The organism is Anaerosolibacter carboniphilus, from assembly GCF_014205875.1.
Taxonomy (GTDB): domain Bacteria; phylum Bacillota; class Clostridia; order Peptostreptococcales; family Thermotaleaceae; genus Anaerosolibacter; species Anaerosolibacter carboniphilus.
This window is the reverse complement of sequence record NZ_JACHEN010000010.1, coordinates 1-22369: the sequence shown is the minus strand read 5'-3', so window position 1 is coordinate 22369 and position 22369 is coordinate 1. Positions and strand designations below refer to the sequence as shown.

General features: G+C 39.0%; 17 protein-coding genes. 1 reads left to right on the top strand and 16 read right to left on the bottom strand.

Translation table 11 applies throughout. The annotated features are described in order from the left end of the window. Window positions 1–18 precede the first annotated feature (18 nt). The 13 genes from HNQ80_RS09120 to ftsE all read right to left on the bottom strand — a co-directional run bounded on the left by HNQ80_RS09120 (window position 19) and on the right by ftsE (window position 16449). On the bottom strand, window positions 19–828 hold the full coding sequence (locus HNQ80_RS09120) for an ATP-binding cassette domain-containing protein (RefSeq protein WP_184310439.1): 810 nt from the start codon (window positions 826–828) through the stop codon (window positions 19–21). After that, on the bottom strand, window positions 806–1777 hold the full coding sequence (locus HNQ80_RS09115) for an ABC transporter ATP-binding protein (RefSeq protein WP_184310338.1): 972 nt from the start codon (window positions 1775–1777) through the stop codon (window positions 806–808). The genes HNQ80_RS09120 and HNQ80_RS09115 overlap by 23 nt, the downstream gene beginning before the upstream one ends. 16 nt (window positions 1778–1793) lie before the next feature. Continuing rightward, window positions 1794–4100 (bottom strand): hypothetical protein, encoded by a 2307-nt coding sequence (locus HNQ80_RS09110; RefSeq protein WP_184310337.1) that lies wholly within the window; start codon window positions 4098–4100, stop codon window positions 1794–1796. Next, complete coding sequence (locus HNQ80_RS09105; protein WP_184310336.1) at window positions 4097–6547, bottom strand: M28 family peptidase; 2451 nt, start codon at window positions 6545–6547, stop codon at window positions 4097–4099. Before HNQ80_RS09105 ends, HNQ80_RS09110 begins: the two co-directional genes overlap by 4 nt. Window positions 6548–6765: 218 nt before the next feature. Next, window positions 6766–7260: a rubrerythrin family protein gene (locus tag HNQ80_RS09100; RefSeq protein WP_184310335.1), complete on the bottom strand. Its 495-nt coding sequence runs from the start codon at window positions 7258–7260 to the stop codon at window positions 6766–6768. 169 nt (window positions 7261–7429) lie between these two features. Beyond that, a complete protein-coding gene (locus tag HNQ80_RS09095; protein WP_184310334.1) occupies window positions 7430–8815 on the bottom strand; it encodes an MATE family efflux transporter in 1386 nt (461 codons plus the stop codon). A gap of 646 nt (window positions 8816–9461) precedes the next feature. Further along, entirely contained in the window at window positions 9462–10517 is a 1056-nt protein-coding gene (locus HNQ80_RS09090; RefSeq protein WP_330602816.1) for a DmpA family aminopeptidase, read from the bottom strand. A gap of 15 nt (window positions 10518–10532) precedes the next feature. Continuing rightward, window positions 10533–11630, bottom strand: coding sequence for an A/G-specific adenine glycosylase (gene mutY, locus HNQ80_RS09085; RefSeq protein ID WP_207726935.1), 1098 nt, complete (start codon window positions 11628–11630; stop codon window positions 10533–10535). A 55-nt stretch (window positions 11631–11685) separates the two neighbouring features. Further along, the gene (locus HNQ80_RS09080) at window positions 11686–12864 is read right to left on the bottom strand and encodes an ABC transporter permease (protein ID WP_184310333.1); all 1179 of its coding nucleotides are present in this window, start codon (window positions 12862–12864) and stop codon (window positions 11686–11688) included. Next, on the bottom strand, window positions 12861–13622 hold the full coding sequence (locus tag HNQ80_RS09075; protein WP_330602815.1) for an ABC transporter ATP-binding protein: 762 nt from the start codon (window positions 13620–13622) through the stop codon (window positions 12861–12863). The genes HNQ80_RS09080 and HNQ80_RS09075 overlap by 4 nt, the downstream gene beginning before the upstream one ends. Window positions 13623–13721: 99 nt before the next feature. Continuing rightward, window positions 13722–14849: a murein hydrolase activator EnvC family protein gene (locus tag HNQ80_RS09070; protein ID WP_184310332.1), complete on the bottom strand. Its 1128-nt coding sequence runs from the start codon at window positions 14847–14849 to the stop codon at window positions 13722–13724. A 27-nt stretch (window positions 14850–14876) separates the two neighbouring features. After that, a complete protein-coding gene (gene ftsX, locus HNQ80_RS09065; RefSeq protein ID WP_184310331.1) occupies window positions 14877–15773 on the bottom strand; it encodes a permease-like cell division protein FtsX in 897 nt (298 codons plus the stop codon). Next, window positions 15763–16449 carry a cell division ATP-binding protein FtsE gene (gene ftsE / locus HNQ80_RS09060; RefSeq protein WP_184310330.1) on the bottom strand — a complete coding sequence of 229 codons (687 nt, stop codon included), beginning with the start codon at window positions 16447–16449 and terminating at the stop codon, window positions 15763–15765. Before ftsE ends, ftsX begins: the two co-directional genes overlap by 11 nt. Before the next feature lie 237 nt (window positions 16450–16686). Here ftsE and HNQ80_RS09055 point away from each other — a divergent pair, with 237 nt between their 5' ends. After that, window positions 16687–17256, top strand: coding sequence for a 5-formyltetrahydrofolate cyclo-ligase (locus tag HNQ80_RS09055; protein WP_184310329.1), 570 nt, complete (start codon window positions 16687–16689; stop codon window positions 17254–17256). A 31-nt stretch (window positions 17257–17287) separates the two neighbouring features. Here the strand turns inward: HNQ80_RS09055 and HNQ80_RS09050 are convergent, their stop codons facing one another. The 3 genes from HNQ80_RS09050 to HNQ80_RS09040 all read right to left on the bottom strand — a co-directional run bounded on the left by HNQ80_RS09050 (window position 17288) and on the right by HNQ80_RS09040 (window position 21753). Then, complete coding sequence (locus HNQ80_RS09050; protein WP_184310328.1) at window positions 17288–19732, bottom strand: Lon protease family protein; 2445 nt, start codon at window positions 19730–19732, stop codon at window positions 17288–17290. Between the two features lie 137 nt (window positions 19733–19869). Next, the gene (locus HNQ80_RS09045) at window positions 19870–21096 is read right to left on the bottom strand and encodes a LysM peptidoglycan-binding domain-containing protein (RefSeq protein WP_207726934.1); all 1227 of its coding nucleotides are present in this window, start codon (window positions 21094–21096) and stop codon (window positions 19870–19872) included. A gap of 183 nt (window positions 21097–21279) precedes the next feature. Beyond that, complete coding sequence (locus HNQ80_RS09040) at window positions 21280–21753, bottom strand: protease complex subunit PrcB family protein (RefSeq protein ID WP_184310327.1); 474 nt, start codon at window positions 21751–21753, stop codon at window positions 21280–21282. Window positions 21754–22369: the final 616 nt, after the last annotated feature.

The following is a 22369-nucleotide window of genomic DNA, read 5'->3' as shown; positions in this document are numbered from 1 at the left end:
TTTTAGCAGGGAAACTCTTTATATCATCGATGTTATCAATTGTTTTGTATAATCATGCGTAGGATTCGCCATAATTTGATTCTTCTCACCCATTTCAAGTATTTTTCCTTTGTACATTACTGCAATATGATCACAAATATGCTGCACCACTTTTAGGTCATGAGAAATAAATAGGTAAGTTAATGATAGTTCTTTTTTAAGGTCTATCAATAGATTCAATATCTGTCCCTGTACAGAAACATCCAAAGCGGATACGGGCTCATCACAAACAACCAACTTAGGTCTTGATGCGATGGCACGGGCAATTCCTATTCGCTGTCTTTGTCCACCGCTTAATTGGTAGGTAAATTTATGCTTATCTTTTCCTGTCAACCCCACCATATTTAATAGTCTATCGACTTCTGACTCAATTTCTGATGCTGGTACGATCCGATGAATCCTCAATGGTACGGCAATCAGTTCAGCAATAGTAGCCTTTGGGTCCAGCGTTTCTTGGGCTTGTTGAAAAATAATCTGAATATCCTTTCTCTTTTTTCTGATAGTGTCTTCCCCCATCTGTAAGATATCTTCTCCTTGAAACAACACGCGTCCTGCATCAGCTGAAATCAGTCTAAGGATTAACTCTCCTGTCGTCGTTTTTCCACTTCCACTTTCACCTATAAGTCCTAAAGCCTCTCCTTCATAGATATCAAAGGAAATATGATCAACAGCCCTTATCACTGTCTTTGGAGAAAACAAATTCTTTTTCACCACATAATGCTTCGAGAGACTTTCCACTTCCAGCAATGCTTTTTGAATGTCATCTTTACACCCTATCGGATTTTGCATGGACACATCTAGCCCTCCTATTCCCTTGTAGGTCCACCATAGGTGGTATGCTTTCTCTACATAAGTCGATTCGATCATTGCATCGTTCATAAAAGGGACATTGGTTTCCCAGTTGATAAGGGTTTGGCGGCATCCCTTCTAAGCTGTATAATGATTCCTCTCCTTCATTTAGCGATGCCACACATTTTAATAGCTCTATAGTATAAGGATGAATGGGATTTTCCAAGACTTCTTGGACTCTACCTTCCTCCATCACCAGTCCTCCATACATAATCACAACCCTATGGCATAGGAATTTCGCTACATCAAAATCATGGGTAATGATCATGATAGCCGTCCCATATTTTTCATTAATATCCTTGAAAAGGTGTAAGACCTTTCGCCGCAAAGAGGCATCGATTGCACTGGTTGGTTCATCGGCAATAATCAATTTGGGTCTACATACAACAGCCATGGCAATATTTACTCTCTGACACTGTCCACCACTCAATTGAAAGGGATACATATTATATATCAGATCGGCATTATCTAAACCAATCTCTTTCATAACCCTTAAAATTTCCTCTTTTTCAACATCTAGCCCATGGACCTTCGTAATTTCTTGAATCTGCTTTCCAACTTTACGATAAGGATTCAAGGCAGCCACTGTATCTTGAAAAATATAGGCGATTTCCTTTCCTCTGATTTTTTCCAGTTCATGCTCTGAAAGGTTTAACAAATTCATATCACAAAACCAAATTTCTCCATCATCAACGCTGCCATCACCATCAGACAATCTTAAAACAGCGGTTGAACTAACGGTCTTTCCACTTCCAGATTCCCCAAGAATACCTACGATCTCTCCCGCTTCTACCTCCAGATTGATATCCCGTACCACCTGTACCCTTCCTTTCCCATAGGGAAAGGATATCTTTAGATCTTTTATCTGTAATAATTTTGAATTTGACATTTCATTTCACATCCAATTAATGATTATTGTTTTCTATGGTCTCCAACAAAATTTCCCCTAACTTATCCAGGGTTATTTTCTTTTCTGAATCTCTGTTCTCATCTTTTATCCCTAGAATGATGGTCGGTGTGTTGGCTTCATAATATAGAATCTTATCCATGTAGTTATCTGCCTTTCCTTCCACAGAAATATCTACCACATATTCCTTTTGAAGCAGATTTCTTTTACGAATTTCGTTTTCCAATTGATGATTGAAGGCGAAGGAAAAATATCTGCTTATAGGTGCCTGCCTGCTGCCTAGATATATGGCATCTCCCATATCCGTATCAATCTTGGTCAAATCTATATACAATTCACTTTTCTCTGGATCATATAAAGGCTGCTTTCCATAGGCTATTTTACCGTTGTATTGATTGCTTAAAGACCCGTCCCAAAATACAAAAATAACCGTTCTGCTTTTTTCATGATTCTGCTGCATCAATCTTTTTGCCAGTTCCAAGGCAAATAAAATGCGCTGCTCTCCAATTTCTCTATGGGCTTGATCATAATTATATCCTACACCTAAAAGAATGGCTTCCTCACCAATCTTTGGATCACTACCTGGAATGACACCTACAACATTTCTGCCAATACTCTCTAGCTTTTTACTTTTTAAGCTTACCTTCACATCCCCGCCATCCAAGGATTTTAAAACTTTTCCCATCTCCCATGTCAGCCACATGACAGCGCCTCTATAAACATCCTTTCCCATAGGATCAGGAAGTTGTTCTCCCTCTGGCAGAATACAAAAAACACCCCTTGCCTCCGATTCTGTCATAATTTTCTTCACTAGGTAATCAAATCCTTTTTCGGAGTAAATATCACTATCTAAAAGTAAAAACTGATCCTTAAATTCTGAAAAATCTATCTGAGAAAGCATATCCTCCTCCGTGACATCATTGAGTTTTCCACTTAGTTCCATATCGCCAAAGCTTTGAAACACAAAATCCTCACCATGCACAAATTCTTTCTTTTCCATGGCTTTTCCCTGAATCTTTACACTGGCTTCCATAGGAATATAAATATCTTCCGTCTTATATTCACGGACATATCCATTTTCATCAATAGGTGCTAGACCTATTTCTGCAAGAGCTTCACTGATATTTTCAGCTGTTTCCCTACCCTGATCTGTGCCAATAAGAACCTCATCGAAGGTCTCATTGAAAAATACGTCCTTGGCCTTTTCGTATTGGAAAACACCCATATGCTGACGCCACAGCGTTCCGCCTATAAAAGAAAACAATACCAACAACGCGATGCCAGAAACAAAAACCTGATGCCCCTTCTCCCTTATCCACTTCTTTCCTAATGTCCATTCAAACTGTCTAAAGCTCAATAGTCGCCTCAAATATACTAGATACATTGAATTTCTTTCCTGCAATTGTTTCCTTAACCCTTCTCCAATCAAGTTAAAACTTAAGATACTAATAAAGAAAGCTATCCCAGGAAACAATACAGTCCAAGGAGCAGTTCGAATGTAATTTCTTGCGCTTCCTAGCATGCTTGCCCATTCTGGCTCATAACTGAGGTTTAAAAATGAGGTCTGCCCCCCCTCTGTATCTGCTATAAATCCCATATTTCCAACAAATACACCAAAGATACCAAATTGCATCATCATGGTTAAAACCCGTGCAATCTCCATGAAAAATAGTATTACTAGTTCCGTCGTCAAATGGGGAATTACATTTTCCAAAGAAATCTCCATTTTACTCTTTCCAATGGCAATTTCTCCTTTGATAAAAGGCTTTGCTAAAATTTCTTGTACCCTTTCCATAATCATCTTTCCAAGCTTTGCCCAATCGATAACTGTCAGCACCAATACAAAAGCGATGATGGATTGTTCTTTATACAAGTTTGCAAAAAAATTCATTTTTAGAATAATGATTCCCATGAGCAGCGCTGGTAGTGCACTAAAGATAATGCCGCATTGCTCGATTATCGTTTTCGAAATATAACTGCCAAAACCTGCTGCTACACCCAGCGGTATAGCCAATAAAAATCTCCCCATAACAACCAAAATGCTAATCGTTAGGGTCAGCTGCGTACCATAAATAATAAAACCTAGGACATCTCTTCCCATCTCGTCAGTCCCCAGAGGATTTTCTTTAGAAGGCGGGTATGGTGGCGCCTGCAAATTTAAATCTCCATTCTCATAATTCCATGACCGCATGGTTTGAGTGTTATAGGGGTTTATATCCGTCAGTAGATGAGAAAAAAACATGGCAAAGATCAATACGATTAAAATGCAGCTTCCTATCAAAAGAGACAGGTTTATTTTCTTCATTGAATACCCTCCCTTTTTAGGGGATTTACGATAAATGATAGTACGGTAAACCCTATATTGAAGACAACATACATCAGCCCTAACGATAGAGATAGACCTAAAAATGTTGCCTGGTCATTTTCTTGATATACTTTCAGCAACATATAAATGACACCTGGATAATGAAAAAAGTATTCTACAATAATTAGATTTGAAATAATGATAGGTATTACTGAAGATAAAGAATCGATCACCTTCATGATTACACCGATCAACAAATGCTGTACCAGTACCTTGTATCTCGAAAGCCCTTTTGCCCTCGCAGCCTTCACATAACTTTTTTTCATTTCCTCATGAAGCACCACCGTTGTAATTCTTGATATATATACAGAGGGAACGACAGATAGGCAGATCATGGGAAGAATGAACTTTCTCATCAGCTCCTTTGTCATAAGGGGTGTGAGGATATTATGTTTATACATATAAGCCACCATGATTTGAATGGCAATTACGATAAGAACATCAGGTATTGATAGGGCCGCCAATGTTCCCATGGTTCTGAGCATACCATTTTTCGTATCCCGATAACCATCTAAAATCCCCTTTACGACCCCTATAATTGTTGAGAGGATCAAGGTTGAAAGAATCAGCATCATGCTTTTACCAAAAGAGTTCAATACAATCTCCATAATATCCACTTTCCCTGCTGATTTGCCGAATCCGTTGGCAAATAAGCCTCTCATATACAACACACTCTTTTTCACCGTCAGAGGAATCGAAAGGTTCGTATATACATTTCCTTGGTCAATCATTAAATTGAAATTTGTAGGAATATTGGCGACAAACACCAGAATAAATACAACGATAGTCATAAGAGAAATATAATGATAACACTTTGCCAACAACCGAAAGGGTGTTGCATAGTATATGTCTTCTATTCTTAAATTTCCAATAGCCCCAGCTGGGTTTGTTTTACTCAAATAATAGATAATATAAATGATGATGCCGAATAAGGCCAATCCCCCTAAAAAAATCCACTCTATCGTTTCTAAGTAGTCAGGCAGAAAATCCCCATAGACTTCCCCTTTGATATAATCCAGCAGGATGACAGCCACCTTTGATAAATTTTCTTTGCTGATATTGTTGATATCGTCTTTATAGGTATGGATATGATGCCTTTGAACAATGTTTTGAAAATTGTCTTCAATGAGCACAGCCGGGACTCTTTTTTCAATGAAAGGTGCATGATCACTGGATAAGAAATTGCTTTCTATCGCCTTGATTTCCCGTAAATCTGCCAGCTGCTTAAACTTATTCTGCAGTATCACTCCTTTTTCACCTGCTGAAGCGAAGTCAATTTCCTGCATCGTCACAGATCCTATACAATCCAGTTGGATCATCTGAGTCTTCTCAAGGGAGTAAATGGGATGATTTGTATAGTATCTAGACCCTGCAATCCCACCCTCTTCATTATTCCATCCAGCGAATATCATTGTTTTTTCTGGCGGTGATTTTTGAGCTTTGATCACCCTAGCTATCTCCATCATCATTGCGGTTCCTGATGCATCATCCAGCGCGCCGGGAAAATAACGCCCATCATAATCAGCTCCCACATGGTCTATATGAGCCGAAATGATCACATAGCCTGCGTCTGGATTTTTCCCTTGGACTTTTCCTAGGATATTTGAAATCCTTATATTCTGAAAAGCATAATAATATCCAATCTCAGCCCTATATTTATTTTCTGCATAACGCTTCAAATCCACAAATGTAGGTATTTCCACATAATGGAGGATGATTCCTGGATCCTCTAGTCTATATAGATTCCCCGAACCTTTCATCATTCGTATCGGCTCAATCCTTCTACGTGGATCTAATCTCCAATCACGATCGTATATGGTAGCAACGATTGCCTTTGCTCCATGGTTCTTTGCATAGTCTATATATTCTTCGTCTACTGCAATATCTACCAAGAGTATCTTTCCTTTGATCTCCTCTTCCGAGTAATTTCGAATATGCATCGGTATGTAAAGCAAATCTCCCTCTATGTCTCCTCTTCCCTCAAAAGAATCTCTGTAATGCTCCCGTATATTGTATTCCTGCAAGAGATTCCCATTCGAATCGATGATACGAAAATAAGGCTTTTCATTATAAGAAGCCACCATGTGCTCAAAATCCTGGTAGTAACCGTCCCCTTCTCCACCAGGTTCTACTCCTATTTCTTTAAAGTAATTCTCAATGTATGTTAGGGCCAGTTGATTCCCCTCTGTCCCTGGTAAACGACCATTATATTGGGGAGACGAAAGCTCTTTAATATGATCATATACACGATTCACATCAAAGGAAGTCTCATCAAAATCCCGCTGCCATCCGTACAGCAAAATGCTGCCAATCAATCCAATCAGCAGACACCAAATCATGTAAACAATCTTATTTCCTCTTCCAATCTTCTCAAATCGCTTTTTCATGAAGCCCCATCCTTTTTATCCCCTTTATTAGGAGTCTCTATTTACCATCTTAGTTTTATATCCCCTTGTAACTTACAATTCCATTGTGAAGAAAAACAAAATTAACAGAAAATGATTACAGGTGTAATACTTATATATTACATCCGTAATCATTTTCTGTCAACTTTTTTACAAACAAAAAACGGATGTTTCCATCCGTTTTTGCTCAACCAATATAATTAATACTTAATGAATTTTTCTCCAGGCACATTACAGATAAAACACTTCTCTGGAACAGCCTTTTCAATATTTCCACAGACTGGACATAGATAATAGAATACTTCCTCGGCATTATCCAAATCTGCAAGAGCTTCTTCATACAATCTTGCATGAACCTCTTCAGCTTTTAATGCATATGTAAATGTACGAATCGCAGCTTGATCGCCTTCATCCTCTGCTGCCTTTAAGAACTCAGGATACATATCCTTGTACTCATAAGTTTCTCCATTTACTGCATCCTTTAAATTAGCTGCTGTATCCTTAATTTTCCCCGCTACTTCAAAATGCTTGTGAGCATGAAGTGTTTCTGCCTCAGCAGCGGCTCTGAATAACTTTGCAGCATTGACTTTTCCTTCTGCTTCTGCTTTCTTCGCATAGGCTAAATACTTTCTGTTGGCTTGAGATTCGCCAGCAAAGGCAGCCATCAAGTGTTCTAATGTTTTTTTGTTTTCCATGATTAATCCCTCCATTAATTTGTTTATATTAAATAAAATTTATTAACTAATAATTATTATAAATTAGAAGGCGTAAAAAATCAACCTTTTTTTTCCATTTTTGTCAACCTTACAAGCACCTTGCCTAATCAAATAGATACCCAGGCTTTCCAAGTTTAAACAAATTTTTTTATAATTTCATCACTTCTTTTTTAAACGTCATATATTGATAAATGTTTTTGCGTTTATATAAAGCAAAACTTAAAACAAATCGAAAAGCCAGATCAAAGGTCATTGCCAGCCAAACACCAATAATATTCAATCCAAATTTTAGGGATAAAATATATGCAAAAGGCAATCTCACTAACCACAAGCCTGTTCCTGCCACAATCATAGGCACCTTTGTAAATCCAGCGCCTCTCAATGCTCCATTCAGTACCCCTGCCACATTCTGAGGAATCTGAACGACGGCCATCAGCATTAGATACTTTATTCCCAATTCAATCACACCTACATCGTTGGTCAACAGGCCCATAACCTTCCCAGGGATAAGCAACAAAATCGCTACACTAAAGCTAGTAAGCACGATAGACCCCTTTACAATCTCAGTCATATATTTTTTACCTAGGTCTGGATCTTTACTCCCGATGGCTTGACCTATAAAGGCAGTGGCTGCGATGCTAAAGCCCGCAGCAGGCATATAGGAAATCGCCTCAGCCTGTAACCCCAGCTGATGGGCAGCTAAAGATTCTACCCCAAACTTTAATATCAATCTTGTTAATATGATGGTACATATCTGCCAAAAAATAGACTCAAAAGCCGTAGGCATACCCATTTTGTATATGTCTTGAATTTTTTGTCTGTTTAGCGTTAGAAAAGAAAGGTTTAATAAACCAGACAAGACTCCATCTTTGTTGAATAGAACATACAAGCCTATACCAGCACCAACAAATTGAGCGAAGGCTGTCCCAACTGCGGCGCCAGCAATTCCTAAGACTGGAAAGCCTAACTTACCAAAGATCAGTACGTAGCTGGCACAAATATTGACCAAGTTCATCATCAGTGCAATTTTCATTGGAGTCTTTGTATTTCCCATGCCTTGAAGTACGCCGGCCACAACCAACATGATCGCAAGAAAAGGAAGTCCAAATGATACTGTTTTTAAGTAAACAAGACTCTTTTCTAACAACTCTCCATCAGCATTAAACCAACTAATAAAGAAATCTGCTTTCCAATAGATAAGCTGCTGGATGACAATGACAAATAGAACAGAAGAGAGCAAGGTCTGCTGAATAACATGCTTAAGCTTTTTATGTTCTTGGGCGCCATAGGCTTGAGCGACAAAAACTGTACCTCCCGTAGCTATCCCTTTAAACAACGCCCATACAATCTGGGTAATACGCATACTTAAACCCATGGCAGACACAGCTAAAGCCCCAGTCCAACCGATCATAGCCGTTGATATAAAGCCAGCTAGCATCTGAAGTACATTTTCCATACAAATTGGAATAATCATCGTATATATCTTTTTCCGAACATCACGATTGGAAACTGCTGTCTTCTCTGCAATTATCATATCCTCAACCCACTTTGCTAATATGTATTTCGTCACTCTAATTATTATATAATATTTTTTTGAAACATAGAATTTATTTTTTATGGGTTTGTTAAAGAACTATTTTGATAATTATAAAATTTTAGCCTGTCCAAGTTTTTACACTGGGATAGGCTTGATTCGTAATAAATAAAGAATGCGACATATCGCAGGGCATGAACCTATGTGTCCACCTCTTGGTATTTGGGTATTTTTCTTGGGCAGGTTATTTCGTTGAGGAAGGATTACCCTGTCTGTCTATCTCTGTAGGGGCGATCAGTGATCGCCTATTATGTTTTAGATAGCTTGTTTGATTTAAACTTGTAGTGATGTCATGCTGAGCCCGGCGAAGCATCTAAATAGCTAAAGACAGATCTTTCACGATGTTCAGGATGACAGTTGGGTTGGTATCAGTGGGCCGCGGGCGAACACTGTTCGCCCCTACCAATAGGCACAGTATCTCGTAGGGAGTGACAGCCCTCGCCGTTCCATGGTTTTGACTTCCTCTCTTTTTCGGAGCGATGGGGGCCATCGTTCCCTACAGAAAACATAATTCTCTGTAATTTTGTATGGTTGGACGACCCTGTCCAACCGTTATCTTTACGGCGCATTTTTCTACAACTGCGTCTTATCCATTTACGATCTCATGGATATATTCCTTCAACGACGCCCTTGTGTGGCCTGCCCTTCCCACTGTTCTCTCTGCGCAGATCATGGAATTCAAGATAGCTTCTTCAGTAGCCTCTGCAACTGCCCGAAATACCTCATCAATTTCATTTTCATTCAACATCTCTACAGTAACAATAGGACTTTTCTCATAATGCTTTATCCTGTGAGCTGTGGTAAAACCCAAGGCAATATCCCCACTGCCGTTTCCTACATATGAACCCGTCCGACTCAAGGCTACAGAGGTTCTTTTTAGAATCCTTTTGAGCTGCCTCTCCGTCAGCGGGATATCCGTAGCTACAATGATGATCACAGAACCCTTCTCTAAATTATCCGCCTCCCTCTGTACTTCCTTAATCATCCTATCTGCTTTTACACCATCTATCATCAAATCTTCTTTCCTTCCAAAGTTGGATAGCACCAGTACTCCCAGCGTATAATCCTTTTTACCCAAAGAAATGATCCTAGAGGCTGTACCAATCCCACCCTTTAATCCATAGCAAGACATGCCAGTGCCTGCACCGACATCACCCTCTTGAAATTCTTCTTCTGCCCTTTGAATTGCAGATAGCACATGTTCCTTTTTCACATGACGACCACGAATATCATTTAAGTACCCATCATTGCACTCGCATACCACAGGATTTACAGTGCCTGTTGTTATACCGATATCTTCATTGTGTTCAAGCATGAATTCCACCAGAGCATCTCCCACGGTGCCTACGCTCAGCGTATTGGTAAGTATAATTGGTGTCTCAATGGTTCCCAGTTCCTCTATTTGAACAGTTCCAATGCTTTTTCCAAAACCGTTGATGACATGTACCGCCGCCATGACTTTCTCTTGAAAAAGATTCCCATTGTGGGGGAGTATAGCCGTAACCCCGGTTTGAATCGCCCCATTCTTTAAGGTATAATGGCCTACCTTTACGCCTCTTACATCGGTAATTGCATTTTTTGCCCCTGGTATCATCCTTCCGATGATTACTCCATAATCCCGAATCCTCTTTTGTTCCTTCACACGAGATCCCCCTCTTTATCTTTTGATCTTATTTAGTACCTTCTTGAAAGCTGTAGGAATGGCATAATCCTTTATTTCATCCAGAGTAACCCACTGAACTTGAGGATATTCGAGCTTCTCTTCTGAAGCCAAATTGCAGCCATACACCTTCATATTCCATTTCAGATGGGTGAACACATGGTGGGCATCAAATAGGTATGCTATATTTTCTACAGTCATTCCATATTGTTCTTTCAACTCTTGAATAATACTATTTCCTGGTTCCCAGCCTTCTTCTCTTACAGCGGATGGAAAAGTCCAAAGACTTGCCAAGAGTCCCTCTGTGGGTCTTTTCATTAGGAGCACTTTATCCTCCTTCCACGCCAAAGCTACTTCTAATTCTACTTCTTTCACAGCTTGCTTTTTCTTCTTAATAGGCAATTCATTTTGTATACCCTTCTGGGCGGCGCGACACTGGCCATAAACAGGGCATGCTATACATTTGGGTGAAAGAGGTGTACAGATCAATGCCCCAAGCTCCATCAACCCTTGGTTAAAGAAAGAAGGATTCTCTTCAGGCACAACCACATTTCCAATCTGCTCCATCTCTCTTCTTGTCTTCCCATCAGAAATATCGTAATCTATACAAAACAACCTTGAAAAAACTCTCATCACATTACCATCCACTGCTGGAACTGCCTTATCATAGGCGATACTTAAGATAGCCCCTGCAGTATATGGTCCAATTCCTGGTATTTTCTTAATCTCCTGAAGCTCTTTAGGAACCAGACCGCCATATTGAGACATTACTACTTTCGCTCCCCTTTGGAGATTCCGAACGCGAGAATAATATCCCAAACCTTCCCAGGCTTTTAGTACCTCTTCTTCATGGGCTTGGGCTAAGACTTCTATCGTGGGAAATTTCCCAATGAAGTTTAAAAAATAAGGAATCACCGTATCTACCCTCGTCTGCTGAAGCATCACCTCTGAAACCCATATATGATAAGGATCCCTGGTCTCTCTCCACGGAAGTTTTCGATGATTCTTTTCATACCAATCGATAAGCTGCTTTTGAATGCACAAAATCCTTTCTCTATCTAAATCTTTCCAGTCATCCGCTTTGTACATTACCATGTCTAGTCTCCTTTTATTTTGTGATACTTTAATTATACCATGTCCTAGTTACTACCTATGAACGGAAAATCACCCATTCTTGTTCAAACATATACTTTGCAAACAAGATGGCTCCTACAATCATCACACCTGTAACAACAAAGGTAATAGCAATATGGATGGGATTTATCAGAAAGAGTGCTTCTTTTATTAATAATACAGCATTTAAAATTGGAATAAAAAACATGACATCTGAAGTGGTTTTGATATCAGAAAACATGGTCAAATATGCTGGCACCATCAATACAATGGTTAGAGGGCTCATATACGTCGTAGCCTCTTTATATGATCTTGCAAAAATACTAATGACCAATAGAATTGCACTGACGATCATTGCAATCATAATAGAAACACAAGCCATAATCAATATACCTGGCACAGATATTGTAATATTAGTAGGCAGCATTTCTGGCGAAGTCTTTGATGCGATGATTAATCCTGTCAATGAGGCCACAACACCTAATACCGATGCAAAAGTTACCGTAACATATTTTCCTATTAATATAGATAGCCTGCTGGCGCCTGTAGATAATAGTGGTTCTAGAGACTGTCGCTCTTTTTCTCCTGCTGCCAAGTCTATAGAGACTGGCATTCCTCCAATAATTGGATATAGCACTAACAACAGGGGCAGCAAAAATGACAATATAAATAAACCTGGGCCAGATTCTTCCTTGGTTATGGTTTTTTCTTTCAATTCGATTGGTGTCAATATGGTGGGATCCATTCCATAGGCACTTAATCTTTGTGCAACGATTTGATTCCCATAACTATCCAACACTTCTTTTATCTTTGGCAATGCGAAGCTCGATTCTGTACTGGATTCGTCATAGTTGATCGTAATGTCACCTTGCTCTCCATTCCTTAGTTTTTGATCAAAGTTTTTACCAATCTTGACAATAGCCTTAATTCTGCCTTTTTCTAGTGCTTCTGAAGGATTCTCTTCTTCAACAATTTCAATAATAGGATCTTCATTTAACACTTTGATTACATTTTTCCCATCGGCTGGAGCCTCTACAGCGATTTTAATACCTGCATTCACCGATTTCTCTACTCTATTCATCCCCGTTCCCATCAAATTGAACAATATAGGAAAAAGTAAAGTAGGAATTAAAATGCTGGCAATCCAAGTTCTTTTATCACGAAATAGTCCTTTTATCTCTTTCTCTAGAACAATTTTGACATGTTTCCAGTTCATCTTCCATCACCTACCAATCTTATAAAAACATCTTCAATGGTTTCACATTGATACTTTTCTTTTAATTCCAAAGCAGTTCCTACAACAATGACGCTTCCTTTATGGATGATAGCAATACGATCACAAAGCTTCTCCACTTCAGTCATTGTGTGGCTAGAGAAGATAACTGCTTTCCCCATATCTCTACATTCTTTTATAAAATCGTGGATCAGCCGGGCAGCAGTTACATCAAGTCCAGAGGTCGGCTCGTCGAAAAGCATTACCTGAGGATCATGGACGATACATCGTGCAATAGAAACTTTCTGTTTCATTCCCTTTGAAAATTTACCGGTTCTACGATCTAAGTAATCTATCATGTCCAGCTTCTTTGCCAGCATTTCTATCCGAATATCAATCTCATGCTTCTCCATGTTGTTCAATGCCCCAAAATATGCAATGTTCTCCCTAGCTGTCAACTTATCATATAAGCCAACTTCACCGCCAAATAATATACCAATTTGGTTTCTCACCTGCTCAGGAGCTTTTATTATATCAACACCATTGATCAATGCTGTACCTGCGGTTGGTCTCAACATCGTTGCCAGCATACGAAGGGTTGTGGTTTTTCCCGCACCATTTTCGCCCAATAGCCCTAAAACCTCTCCATCCTTCACGGAGAATTCTATTTCTTTTACTGCATGGATTTCTTTTGTAGATTTTTTCATTCCTTTTCCCTGAACATCTTTAAATATCTTGCTGAGTTTTTTTACTTCAATCACGCTATCACCCCCACATATTTCCATATTCATTATAGTTTACCTATGAGCATATAACAAGAAAGTCATATACTTATTTAGTATATGACTTTCACATTATCTTTATTTTACCCAAGGAATTGGATCCACATAATCTCCATTTTTCCTTACCTCAAAGTGAAGGTGAGGACCAGTGGATAATCCTGTACTTCCCGCCTTCGAAATAACCTGGCCTCTTTTCACTTTCGCCCCATCTTTTGCAACTAAGCTTGAATTATGGGCATAGAGTGTAACAATACCGCCTCCATGGTCAATCATGATAACTTTTCCATATCCCCCCAGCCAATCGGAATGAATTACGGTTCCATCCCCAGCAGCCACAACGTCTTTACCCAATGGAATACCTATATCAATACCCGTGTGCAGCTTCTTTGTCTTCAAAATAGGATGAATTCTATATCCGAAAGGCGATGTGATCCTAGTGTACCCTGGAGCTGGCCAAGCCATTTGACCTCCAGTATATTCTCCCTTAGATTGCTTTCTTCTAATCTCATCTGCAATTTTTTGTGCATACTGATTTAAGTCATCAATTTGCTTTTCCAGAGCTACGTTGTCTTTCTGAACCTGCTCCTTGGCTTTGGCAGCTTGTCCCCTGCTCAACTCCAGCTCATCCTGTTTCACTTCCATCTTATTTTTCATAGAAACCATTTGTCCTTCATAGGCTTCCAACTTCTTTTTCTTGGCGTCAATAGCTTCTCGCTGTTCCTTCATATATTTCAGCAGTCCAGTATCATGATCAATTACCTTTTGCACCATATCCAGCTTTGAAAAAAAATCCACAATATTGGCTGATGCCAATAGCACTTCAGCATAGCCCACGTTTCCATTTTTATACATAACTCTTAGCCTAGCATTCAAGACATTCTTTTTACCAGCAATTTTATTTTCTGCTTCATTCAACTCTGCTCTCGTTTTGTCAATTTGAGCTTTTGTCATGGTAATCTGCGTACTAATATCTCCTATTTCCTGTTCCGTCTGATCTATCTTTTGATCCAAGGTCTTGATTTGCGTAGTTAGGTTTTTTTCCTGCTTTTTATTCTCCGTCATCTTTTTTTGGAAATTCTTAATCTGCTGGGTGATCTGATTTAACTTCTTTTGATCACCGGTTGTGTCAGATGCAAAGCCCTGTAATGTAAAGGTAAAAATCAATAGCATACTCACCAAAAATACAAAATAACGTTTTTGTTTCATTCTTCCATCCCCCTTTAAAACTTTCCTCTACACCCTTAGGAACTTTCTCATAGAAAAAATGCTTCCTAAGGCACCAATTCCTGCCCCTAGTACGACAAAAATAACAGCTAAATTTTGAACTGCAATTGTTGAAGGAATCATATAGGCAGACAGCATCACATATAGTTTTTGCGTAACCATATCAAAAGCTATTTTGTACCCATACCCTACAACGCTTAAGGCAATTAATGCTCCTATACAACCTAATACAACACCCTCAATAAGGAATGGCCATCGAATGAACCAGTTGGTTGCTCCAACATATTTCATAATATTGATTTCTCGGTATCTGGCCGCTACCGCTAGCTTGATGGTGTTTGCAATGATGAACATGGAAATCCCTATCAAGATTGCGATCAGACCTATTCCCACCAACCGGATGAAATGGGTGATTCTAAGGAGATTATCTACAATATCCTTATAATACTTTACTTCTTCGATCCCATCTTGTTTTTTAAGTGCCTTCACCACAGCATCCGCATAACTAACATCCTTCATCTTGATGACAAAGGAATTCGGCAAAGGATTGGTTTCAAGGCCTTCCAGCAAATAACCCTGGTCTCCCCATTGCTCTTTCATATTGTTTAATGCCTCTTCCTTGGACAGAAAATCTATATCTTCAATGCCTTCCAAAGCAATAATTGCAGCCCCAATCTTTTCAATACCTACCCCATCTACTTCGTCTTTTAAGTATACCTGGACGGAATCAAATTGTTCCTTGGCTGACTCTGCCAAACTATTGATATTTAATACCAACATAAAAACGATCCCCAAAATTACCAGGGCCGATGCTACCGACCCAACGGAAGCGACACTCATCATCCGATTCCGCCAAATACTCTTAAATCCCTGATGAATCATATATGAAACTGTCCTAATCCTCATAGCCGTATACACCCTTCCTGTCATCACGTACGACTCTTCCTTGTTCCAGTGCGATCACTCGTTGCTGCATTACATCTACAATTTCTTTTGCATGGGTAGCCATGACAACAGTTGTTCCTCTTCGATTAATCTGTTTGATCAATTTCATAATTTCCCAAGCCGTTTCAGGGTCCAGGTTCCCTGTAGGCTCGTCCGCTATCAAAACGGCTGGATTATTTACAATAGCACGAGCTATCGATACCCTTTGCTGTTCTCCACCTGAAAGTTGTTCAGGGTACATTTTTGATTTTTCACTTAGACCCACCATGCTAAGGATCATAGGTACCTGTCTTCTAATTTCTTTAGGATGAGCCTCTATGATTTCCATAGCAAAAGCCACGTTCTCATAGACTGTCTTATTGGAAAGCAGGCGAAAATCCTGAAAGACAACACCCATTTTTCTCCTCAGTTGGGGTACCTTCCTTCTGGATAGGGTCGTGGCTTCTACACCATCAATGATAATCTTCCCTTCCGTAGGATCTACCTCCTTGAGCAGCATCTTAATAAAAGTGGATTTTCCAGCTCCACTGGGTCCTACAAGAAAAACAAAATCACCTTTGTCGATTTTTATATTAATATTGGAAAGGGCGGTTGTACCATTTCCATACTGCTTTGTCACATTCAAGAGTTCTATCATTTCACCATCTCCTACTATAATTTACAATTCTACATATTCATTTATTTTCCTCTATCATTTTACCACGAAATTCATAGTTCTTTGTGAGGAATCTGTGAAGAAACAAATTTTTCTACATCTTTCCTCGTATTCTATTATATAATGAATCTAAGAATTTCCAAATAGTTATACATTACCATTATTCGGCATCTTTTGTTTGGCTAAATAGAAAACTACGCATACCCTGGAGGGATAAAAATGAAGGATCAAATTCGTAAGGAAAAATTAAGCATCCGGAAAGCATTAACGGCTGAAGAGGTGGAAAATAAGAGCTCATACATTTTTTTACAACTTAAAAAATTTTTTTTGGTACAAGAAGCTAAAAATATATCAGTATATGTAGATTTTCGGAATGAAGTAAAAACCAATCAAATCATTCAATACTTTCTATCCGTTGGAAAAAATGTCATGGTTCCCATCAGTATTCCTTCAACAAAACAAATGCAATTTTCCCAGCTCCTTGATCCAGCCCAGGACTTGATAACAGGGAACTATGGTATCTTAGAACCCAAGCAGGATGCCATGCGCATCGTCGATCCAAACAGTCTTGACTTAATACTTGTTCCTGGTGTAGCCTTTGATTCCCATGGTTATCGCATTGGTTATGGAGGAGGATATTATGATCGTTTTTTCAGTCAGCAAAATAAAAAAATTCCTTCCATCGCCCTAGCTTTTGATCTGCAAATCGTGGAAGAAATTCCAATGGATCCCTTTGATCATCCAGTAGACTATATCATCACGGAAACCCGTATCATTGCATGCAAATAGGGCAGGTTTAAACCTGCCCTATTTTTTCGCTTTATTCCTTCTTTTCGCTGTTCTTACTCTCAGATTTATTCTTTTCTTCTTGCTCATCTTCATCCACATCTTTTGAGAACTCTTCCAACTTTTTCTCTACCAAATCATAAATTGTACCAACAGGATACTTTCCTTTTTCATCCTTGATGCCAGCTGATACATCTGTGAGTATTTCAATACCTTCGTCAATGGTATGAATAGAATAGATGTTAAACATACCTGTTTCCACAGCCTTAATCACTTCATCATTTAACATCAGATTCTTCACATTTTGATGTGGAATCATTACACCCTGTTTACCTGTCAATCCCTTCAACTTGCATACCTTGAAGAATCCTTCAATTTTCTCATTCACACCACCAATAGGCTGAATTTCGCCCTTTTGGTTTACGGAACCCGTCACTGCAATATATTGCTTGATAGGTATCCCAGAAAGACTTGAAAGAAGACCGTATAATTCGGTACTGGATGCACTATCTCCATCCACACCAGAGTACAACTGCTCGAATACAATGTTTGCAGATAGAGAAAGTGGTCTTTTCTGTGCAAACTTTGATCCGAAATATCCACTTAAAATCAACACACCTTTATCATGAATACTCCCACTTCTTCTGATTTCCCTTTCAATATTGATGATACCCGCTTTCCCCCTATAGGTTGTCACTGTGATTTTACTTGGCTTGCCAAAGGAATACTCCCCTGTGCCAGTTACGGCTAGACCATTGATTTCACCTATCTTTTCTCCCTCTACATCCAAAAGCAGCGTACCATCCTCAAACATCTCCAGAACTTTTTCTTCATACTTGTTGTTGCGATATATTTTTTGTTCAATAGCTTTTTCCACATGTTCAAGGCTGATAATGTTTGCTCCCATGGCTTCTGCTACCATATCTGCCTCATAAAGGACTTCTACCACTTGATTGAACCGTGAACTTAGCTTTTCTTGATTATCTGCCAACCTAGAACTGTATTCAATAACTCGCCCTACCGCTGACTTGTCAAAATGCTTCAATCCTTCCTTTTCACAATGGGTAGCAATGAAACGAGCCATTTTATACATATTTTCTTTGTTTCGATCCATTTCAATATCAAAATCAGCCATAATTTTAAATAGCTTTTTGAATTCTTCATCATAACTATACAGTATAGAGTACGTATATGGATCTCCAATGATCACGACCTTGATATCAAGAGGAATCGGTTGTGGCTTTAGAGACGTGGTAATCACATAACCTATTTGCTTGTCCAAGCCTTCAATATTGATTTCTCCTGTCTTCAACGCCCTTTTTAAAGCTGTCCACGCGAAAGCATTGGATAAAATGTCCTTGGCTTGAAGAATCAAATATCCCCCATTGGCCCGATGTAATGCCCCAGCCTTTATTTGCATGAAGTCAGTCTTCATGACACCTAACTCATTCTTATATTCAACACCACCAATCAAATTGTGATAGCTGGGATTGGTTTCATTGATAAGGGGTGCACCTTCTTTATCCCCATTATCAATGAAAAGATTTACTTGATAACGGTCGAAGAAAGCCTCCGTTGAGCGCATCTGAAACATGGCAAATGGGTTTCCGCTTAAATCAGGCTTATCACCTGATTTAAATTTCTCGATATGCTCAACTATGTCGTCCTCCATCTGACGCAGGTATTCTTCTACGCATTTCCGCCCTTCAAATTTTTCAATCAGTTGGCTAATATGAAAGTCTACCACATCCAATCCGCTTTTTTCATCCAACTGTTTTACCCGTTTTCTAAACTCATCCTCCAAAGACCGTAGTTTATTGAATATATCGATGGTCTCAAGGCTCAATTGGCTTGATTTTTTTCTCAATGTCTCAATTTCGTCAGGTCCGAGGCCTCTATATTCCTCTTCGGTCATGGGCTTCCCTTCTTTTAATGGGATACTCATCAATCCTCGTTCTGTCTGCGTAAATGTAAAATCAAAGGTTTTCGCCAAATTATTTAGTCCTTCGATAATATCCTGTGTATATTTCTCATATTGCTGCAATAATACACTTTTCTTATTTTCATATTCCCTGCTTTGGAATATCTGAGGAACCTCTTTCTGAAGATTTGTAATCATGTTTTCAATTTCTTTTTTAAACACTTTTCCCGTGCCTGGTCCTAAGTTTAGAGCAATAGGGCTATCAGGATTTTTAAAATTATGCACATATACCCAATCATCTGGCGCTTGTTTTGTCTCAGCTTTTCTTTCTACGATGGATAACGCATAGCTGTTTCTACCTGTCCCACTTTGTCCCGACACAAAAATGTTATAACCCTTCTTTTTTATATCCAACCCAAATTCTAATGCCTCTGCAGCCCTTTTTTGCCCGATAATACCTTGTAATGGGTATAAATCGCCAGTTGTGTTAAAATCAAAACAATTCGTTTCACACTTATTTTTTAATCTGTCTACTGTAAGTCTACACTTATTTATCATTCCCTCAACCTCCTTACATTAGTTTGTAAATATATATACCCTCTTATGTATTGACTAACAATAAACTTTATGTTTTGCAAAAACAAAAAAAGCATCCTTCTGAGTTTTAAAAATCAGAAGGATGCTTTTTTCTTTGTTTATTTTATCCCCGCAGCAATCTTGATATTGGCCTGGTGATCCCAATCGATCTCCCCATCCTTATGTCGCGTACTGTTGGCAAAATGAACATCCATATGTCCCCCAAATTCGTTGTCTGTAATCGTTTGAACATCATGGGGCATAGAAGCCGCAGAAGCAGCAATTTTTCGACCATTGTATTCAACGATAACAGGCCTTGTTTTCCAGCTATAGGCACCATCCCAAACACTTTTCATGACTTCTGCGTCAGCCTTGGTTACTGGTTCACAATCCGCATGGTTTGCTCCCATGGTGCGCTTCATATTCCATGACTTTCCCGTATAAAAATCTGTCATTTTATACTGAGCTCCAATAGGTACCACATACTGGGCTTCTGTCCACCAATCAAGATATTCACCATATTGACTCCCAGGAGTTGGTTTTACAGGAACATGATGAACAGGTATCTTCAATTGATCTCCAATATTCAGCACGGTTGCTTCACTCATATTATTTACCTTCATCAACTCATACATCGATATCCCGAACTTCAAAGATATTTTCCAGAAATCATCGCCCTTTTGTACCGTATAGGATGTATAAGTAATATAAGGTTTTAACTCAGTATTTTGGGTAGGTGCCGAAGAAGAAGTTTGTGTTGTGTCTGTTGTCTCGACTGGCGGAATCTTGATTTGCTGCCCTGTATAGAGAACAGTTTTTTCCGTATGCCCATTGAAATCCATTAGTTTTCTGATATCAACTCCTAGCTTCTGGCTAATGATCCAATAAGTGTCCCCAGCCTGCACCGTATATGTTTTTACCTGTACAGCAGTTCTTGTCGTAGTGTTGTTTGTTGTTGTAGTATTCGTAGGTATGATAATTTTATCTCCAACATTAAGTACCGTACTCTGGGTTGCATTGTTTGTCTTCATAAGAAGATTTATATCCACCCCATATTTTTGACTGATAATCCAAAAAGTATCTCCTGATTGGACGGTATGTAGCTTGTCCGCTGTTGCCGTAGGAATAATAATGCTTTGACCCGCGTAAAGAACGGTCTTTTCTGTGGCATCGTTTGCTCTCATCAAGCTCTCTATCGTAATTCCATATTTTTGACTAATAATCCAGAAAGTATCTCCTGCCTGTACTTTATAGATTGTATCCTGTCCATAGGTCATGCCCATACTGCCTGCAAAAATAGACAATCCAATTGTGCTTGATAAAATCAGTTTCTTCAAATTTATCATCCGTTGTCCTCCTTAGGTCATATTTTTCATAAGTCTTGATTTGAATAAATTGCACACTTTTCTGAATATATGCACTTTATCTAATTATATAGTTCTTATATTACTTTTTCGACATATTTCGCCATATCCTTCTATGTAAATCATGGAAAAAGCCTGCATCTATCTTAGATGCAGGCTTCAGTATTAATCGTCATATTTTACCTTTAACTCGATCTTATCAGGTAAGGCTTTCAATTCTGTTTTTGCTACCACATAGGGATATGTAACAACCTGGGTCACCACATCACCTGGTTGAGGATCTTCAAACTGTGCATATACCACCAGCTTTGTTTTCTCTTCCTCTGTTATCTTCTCAATCCGGTCTATATCAACGGTAAATCCGCCTGTAGGCTTTTCTCCTCTTGTTACAATGACATAAATTTCCTCGTCAATCTTGCAGGCAAGGGCTCTTTCCAGGGCCTTATACCTTGGCAATATCTCCTGTATCTTTTGTGGAATTGCTTCCTCGCTTAGGACTTCAAAAGGCACACCAGCATCATCCTTCAAAAAGTACTTTACAGTATAAATTCCAGCAAACACAATCATTATAATCATAGCCATAATCGCTATGATTTTCCAATTGAGTGCCTTTAATTTGAAATTTAGCTTTACTTTCATACCGAATCCCCCTCTCTTCTCATCTATATAATACTTATTCTAGAGGGGGTACAAATATTCTAAATGTTAGGAAAAGTTGAGGGAATTAGATAGTAGAATAAATAAGGACACAGTTGTAAAAAAATGCGACATAATAATATCGGTCGGACAGGGTCGTCCGACCCTACAAAACCACAGAAGATCATGTTTTTTGTAGGGAGCTATGCCCCCAGCGTTCCGAAAAAAACAGGGATTCAAAACCACGAAACGATAGAGGGTGCCGATCCTTACGGCATACTGTGCTCATTGGTAGGGGCGAACAGTGTTCGCCCGCAGACCACAGATATCCCTCAACTGTCATCCTGAACGCTAGTGAAGGATCTGTAGTTAGGTTCCTTTAGATACTTCGCTGCGCTTAGTATGACACGATCTAGAAGTTGACACATATACGACGAATACAAACGTATAATGTACGCCCCTACGATTATGTCGCATCTTTACTCATCTCGATACATGAAAAGAAGAGCATCAACCGATGCTCTTGAGGTTGATTACAAACCACCAGATTTTATCTATCTGGTGGTTTTCTTAATTTCTAGTAATTGATAATTTTTTCGTTTGGATCAAAAAAATAAAA

Bases quoted from the DNA above. Each gene is read 5' to 3' on its own strand.
- HNQ80_RS09120 (WP_184310439.1), bottom strand. From the start codon at position 828: ATGCAAAATCCGATAGGGTGTAAAGATGACATTCAAAAAGCATTGCTG.
- HNQ80_RS09115 (WP_184310338.1), bottom strand. From the start codon at position 1,777: ATGTCAAATTCAAAATTATTACAGATAAAAGATCTAAAGATATCCTTT.
- HNQ80_RS09050 (WP_184310328.1), bottom strand. From the start codon at position 19,732: ATGATAAATAAGTGTAGACTTACAGTAGACAGATTAAAAAATAAGTGT.
- HNQ80_RS09110 (WP_184310337.1), bottom strand. From the start codon at position 4,100: ATGAAGAAAATAAACCTGTCTCTTTTGATAGGAAGCTGCATTTTAATC.
- HNQ80_RS09095 (WP_184310334.1), bottom strand. From the start codon at position 8,815: ATGATAATTGCAGAGAAGACAGCAGTTTCCAATCGTGATGTTCGGAAA.
- HNQ80_RS09080 (WP_184310333.1), bottom strand. From the start codon at position 12,864: ATGAACTGGAAACATGTCAAAATTGTTCTAGAGAAAGAGATAAAAGGA.
- HNQ80_RS09100 (WP_184310335.1), bottom strand. From the start codon at position 7,260: ATGGAAAACAAAAAAACATTAGAACACTTGATGGCTGCCTTTGCTGGC.
- mutY (WP_207726935.1), bottom strand. From the start codon at position 11,630: ATGGTAATGTACAAAGCGGATGACTGGAAAGATTTAGATAGAGAAAGG.
- HNQ80_RS09105 (WP_184310336.1), bottom strand. From the start codon at position 6,547: ATGAAAAAGCGATTTGAGAAGATTGGAAGAGGAAATAAGATTGTTTAC.
- HNQ80_RS09045 (WP_207726934.1), bottom strand. From the start codon at position 21,096: ATGATAAATTTGAAGAAACTGATTTTATCAAGCACAATTGGATTGTCT.
- ftsE (WP_184310330.1), bottom strand. From the start codon at position 16,449: ATGATAGAACTCTTGAATGTGACAAAGCAGTATGGAAATGGTACAACC.
- HNQ80_RS09070 (WP_184310332.1), bottom strand. From the start codon at position 14,849: ATGAAACAAAAACGTTATTTTGTATTTTTGGTGAGTATGCTATTGATT.
- HNQ80_RS09055 (WP_184310329.1), top strand. From the start codon at position 16,687: ATGAAGGATCAAATTCGTAAGGAAAAATTAAGCATCCGGAAAGCATTA.
- ftsX (WP_184310331.1), bottom strand. From the start codon at position 15,773: ATGAGGATTAGGACAGTTTCATATATGATTCATCAGGGATTTAAGAGT.
- HNQ80_RS09040 (WP_184310327.1), bottom strand. From the start codon at position 21,753: ATGAAAGTAAAGCTAAATTTCAAATTAAAGGCACTCAATTGGAAAATC.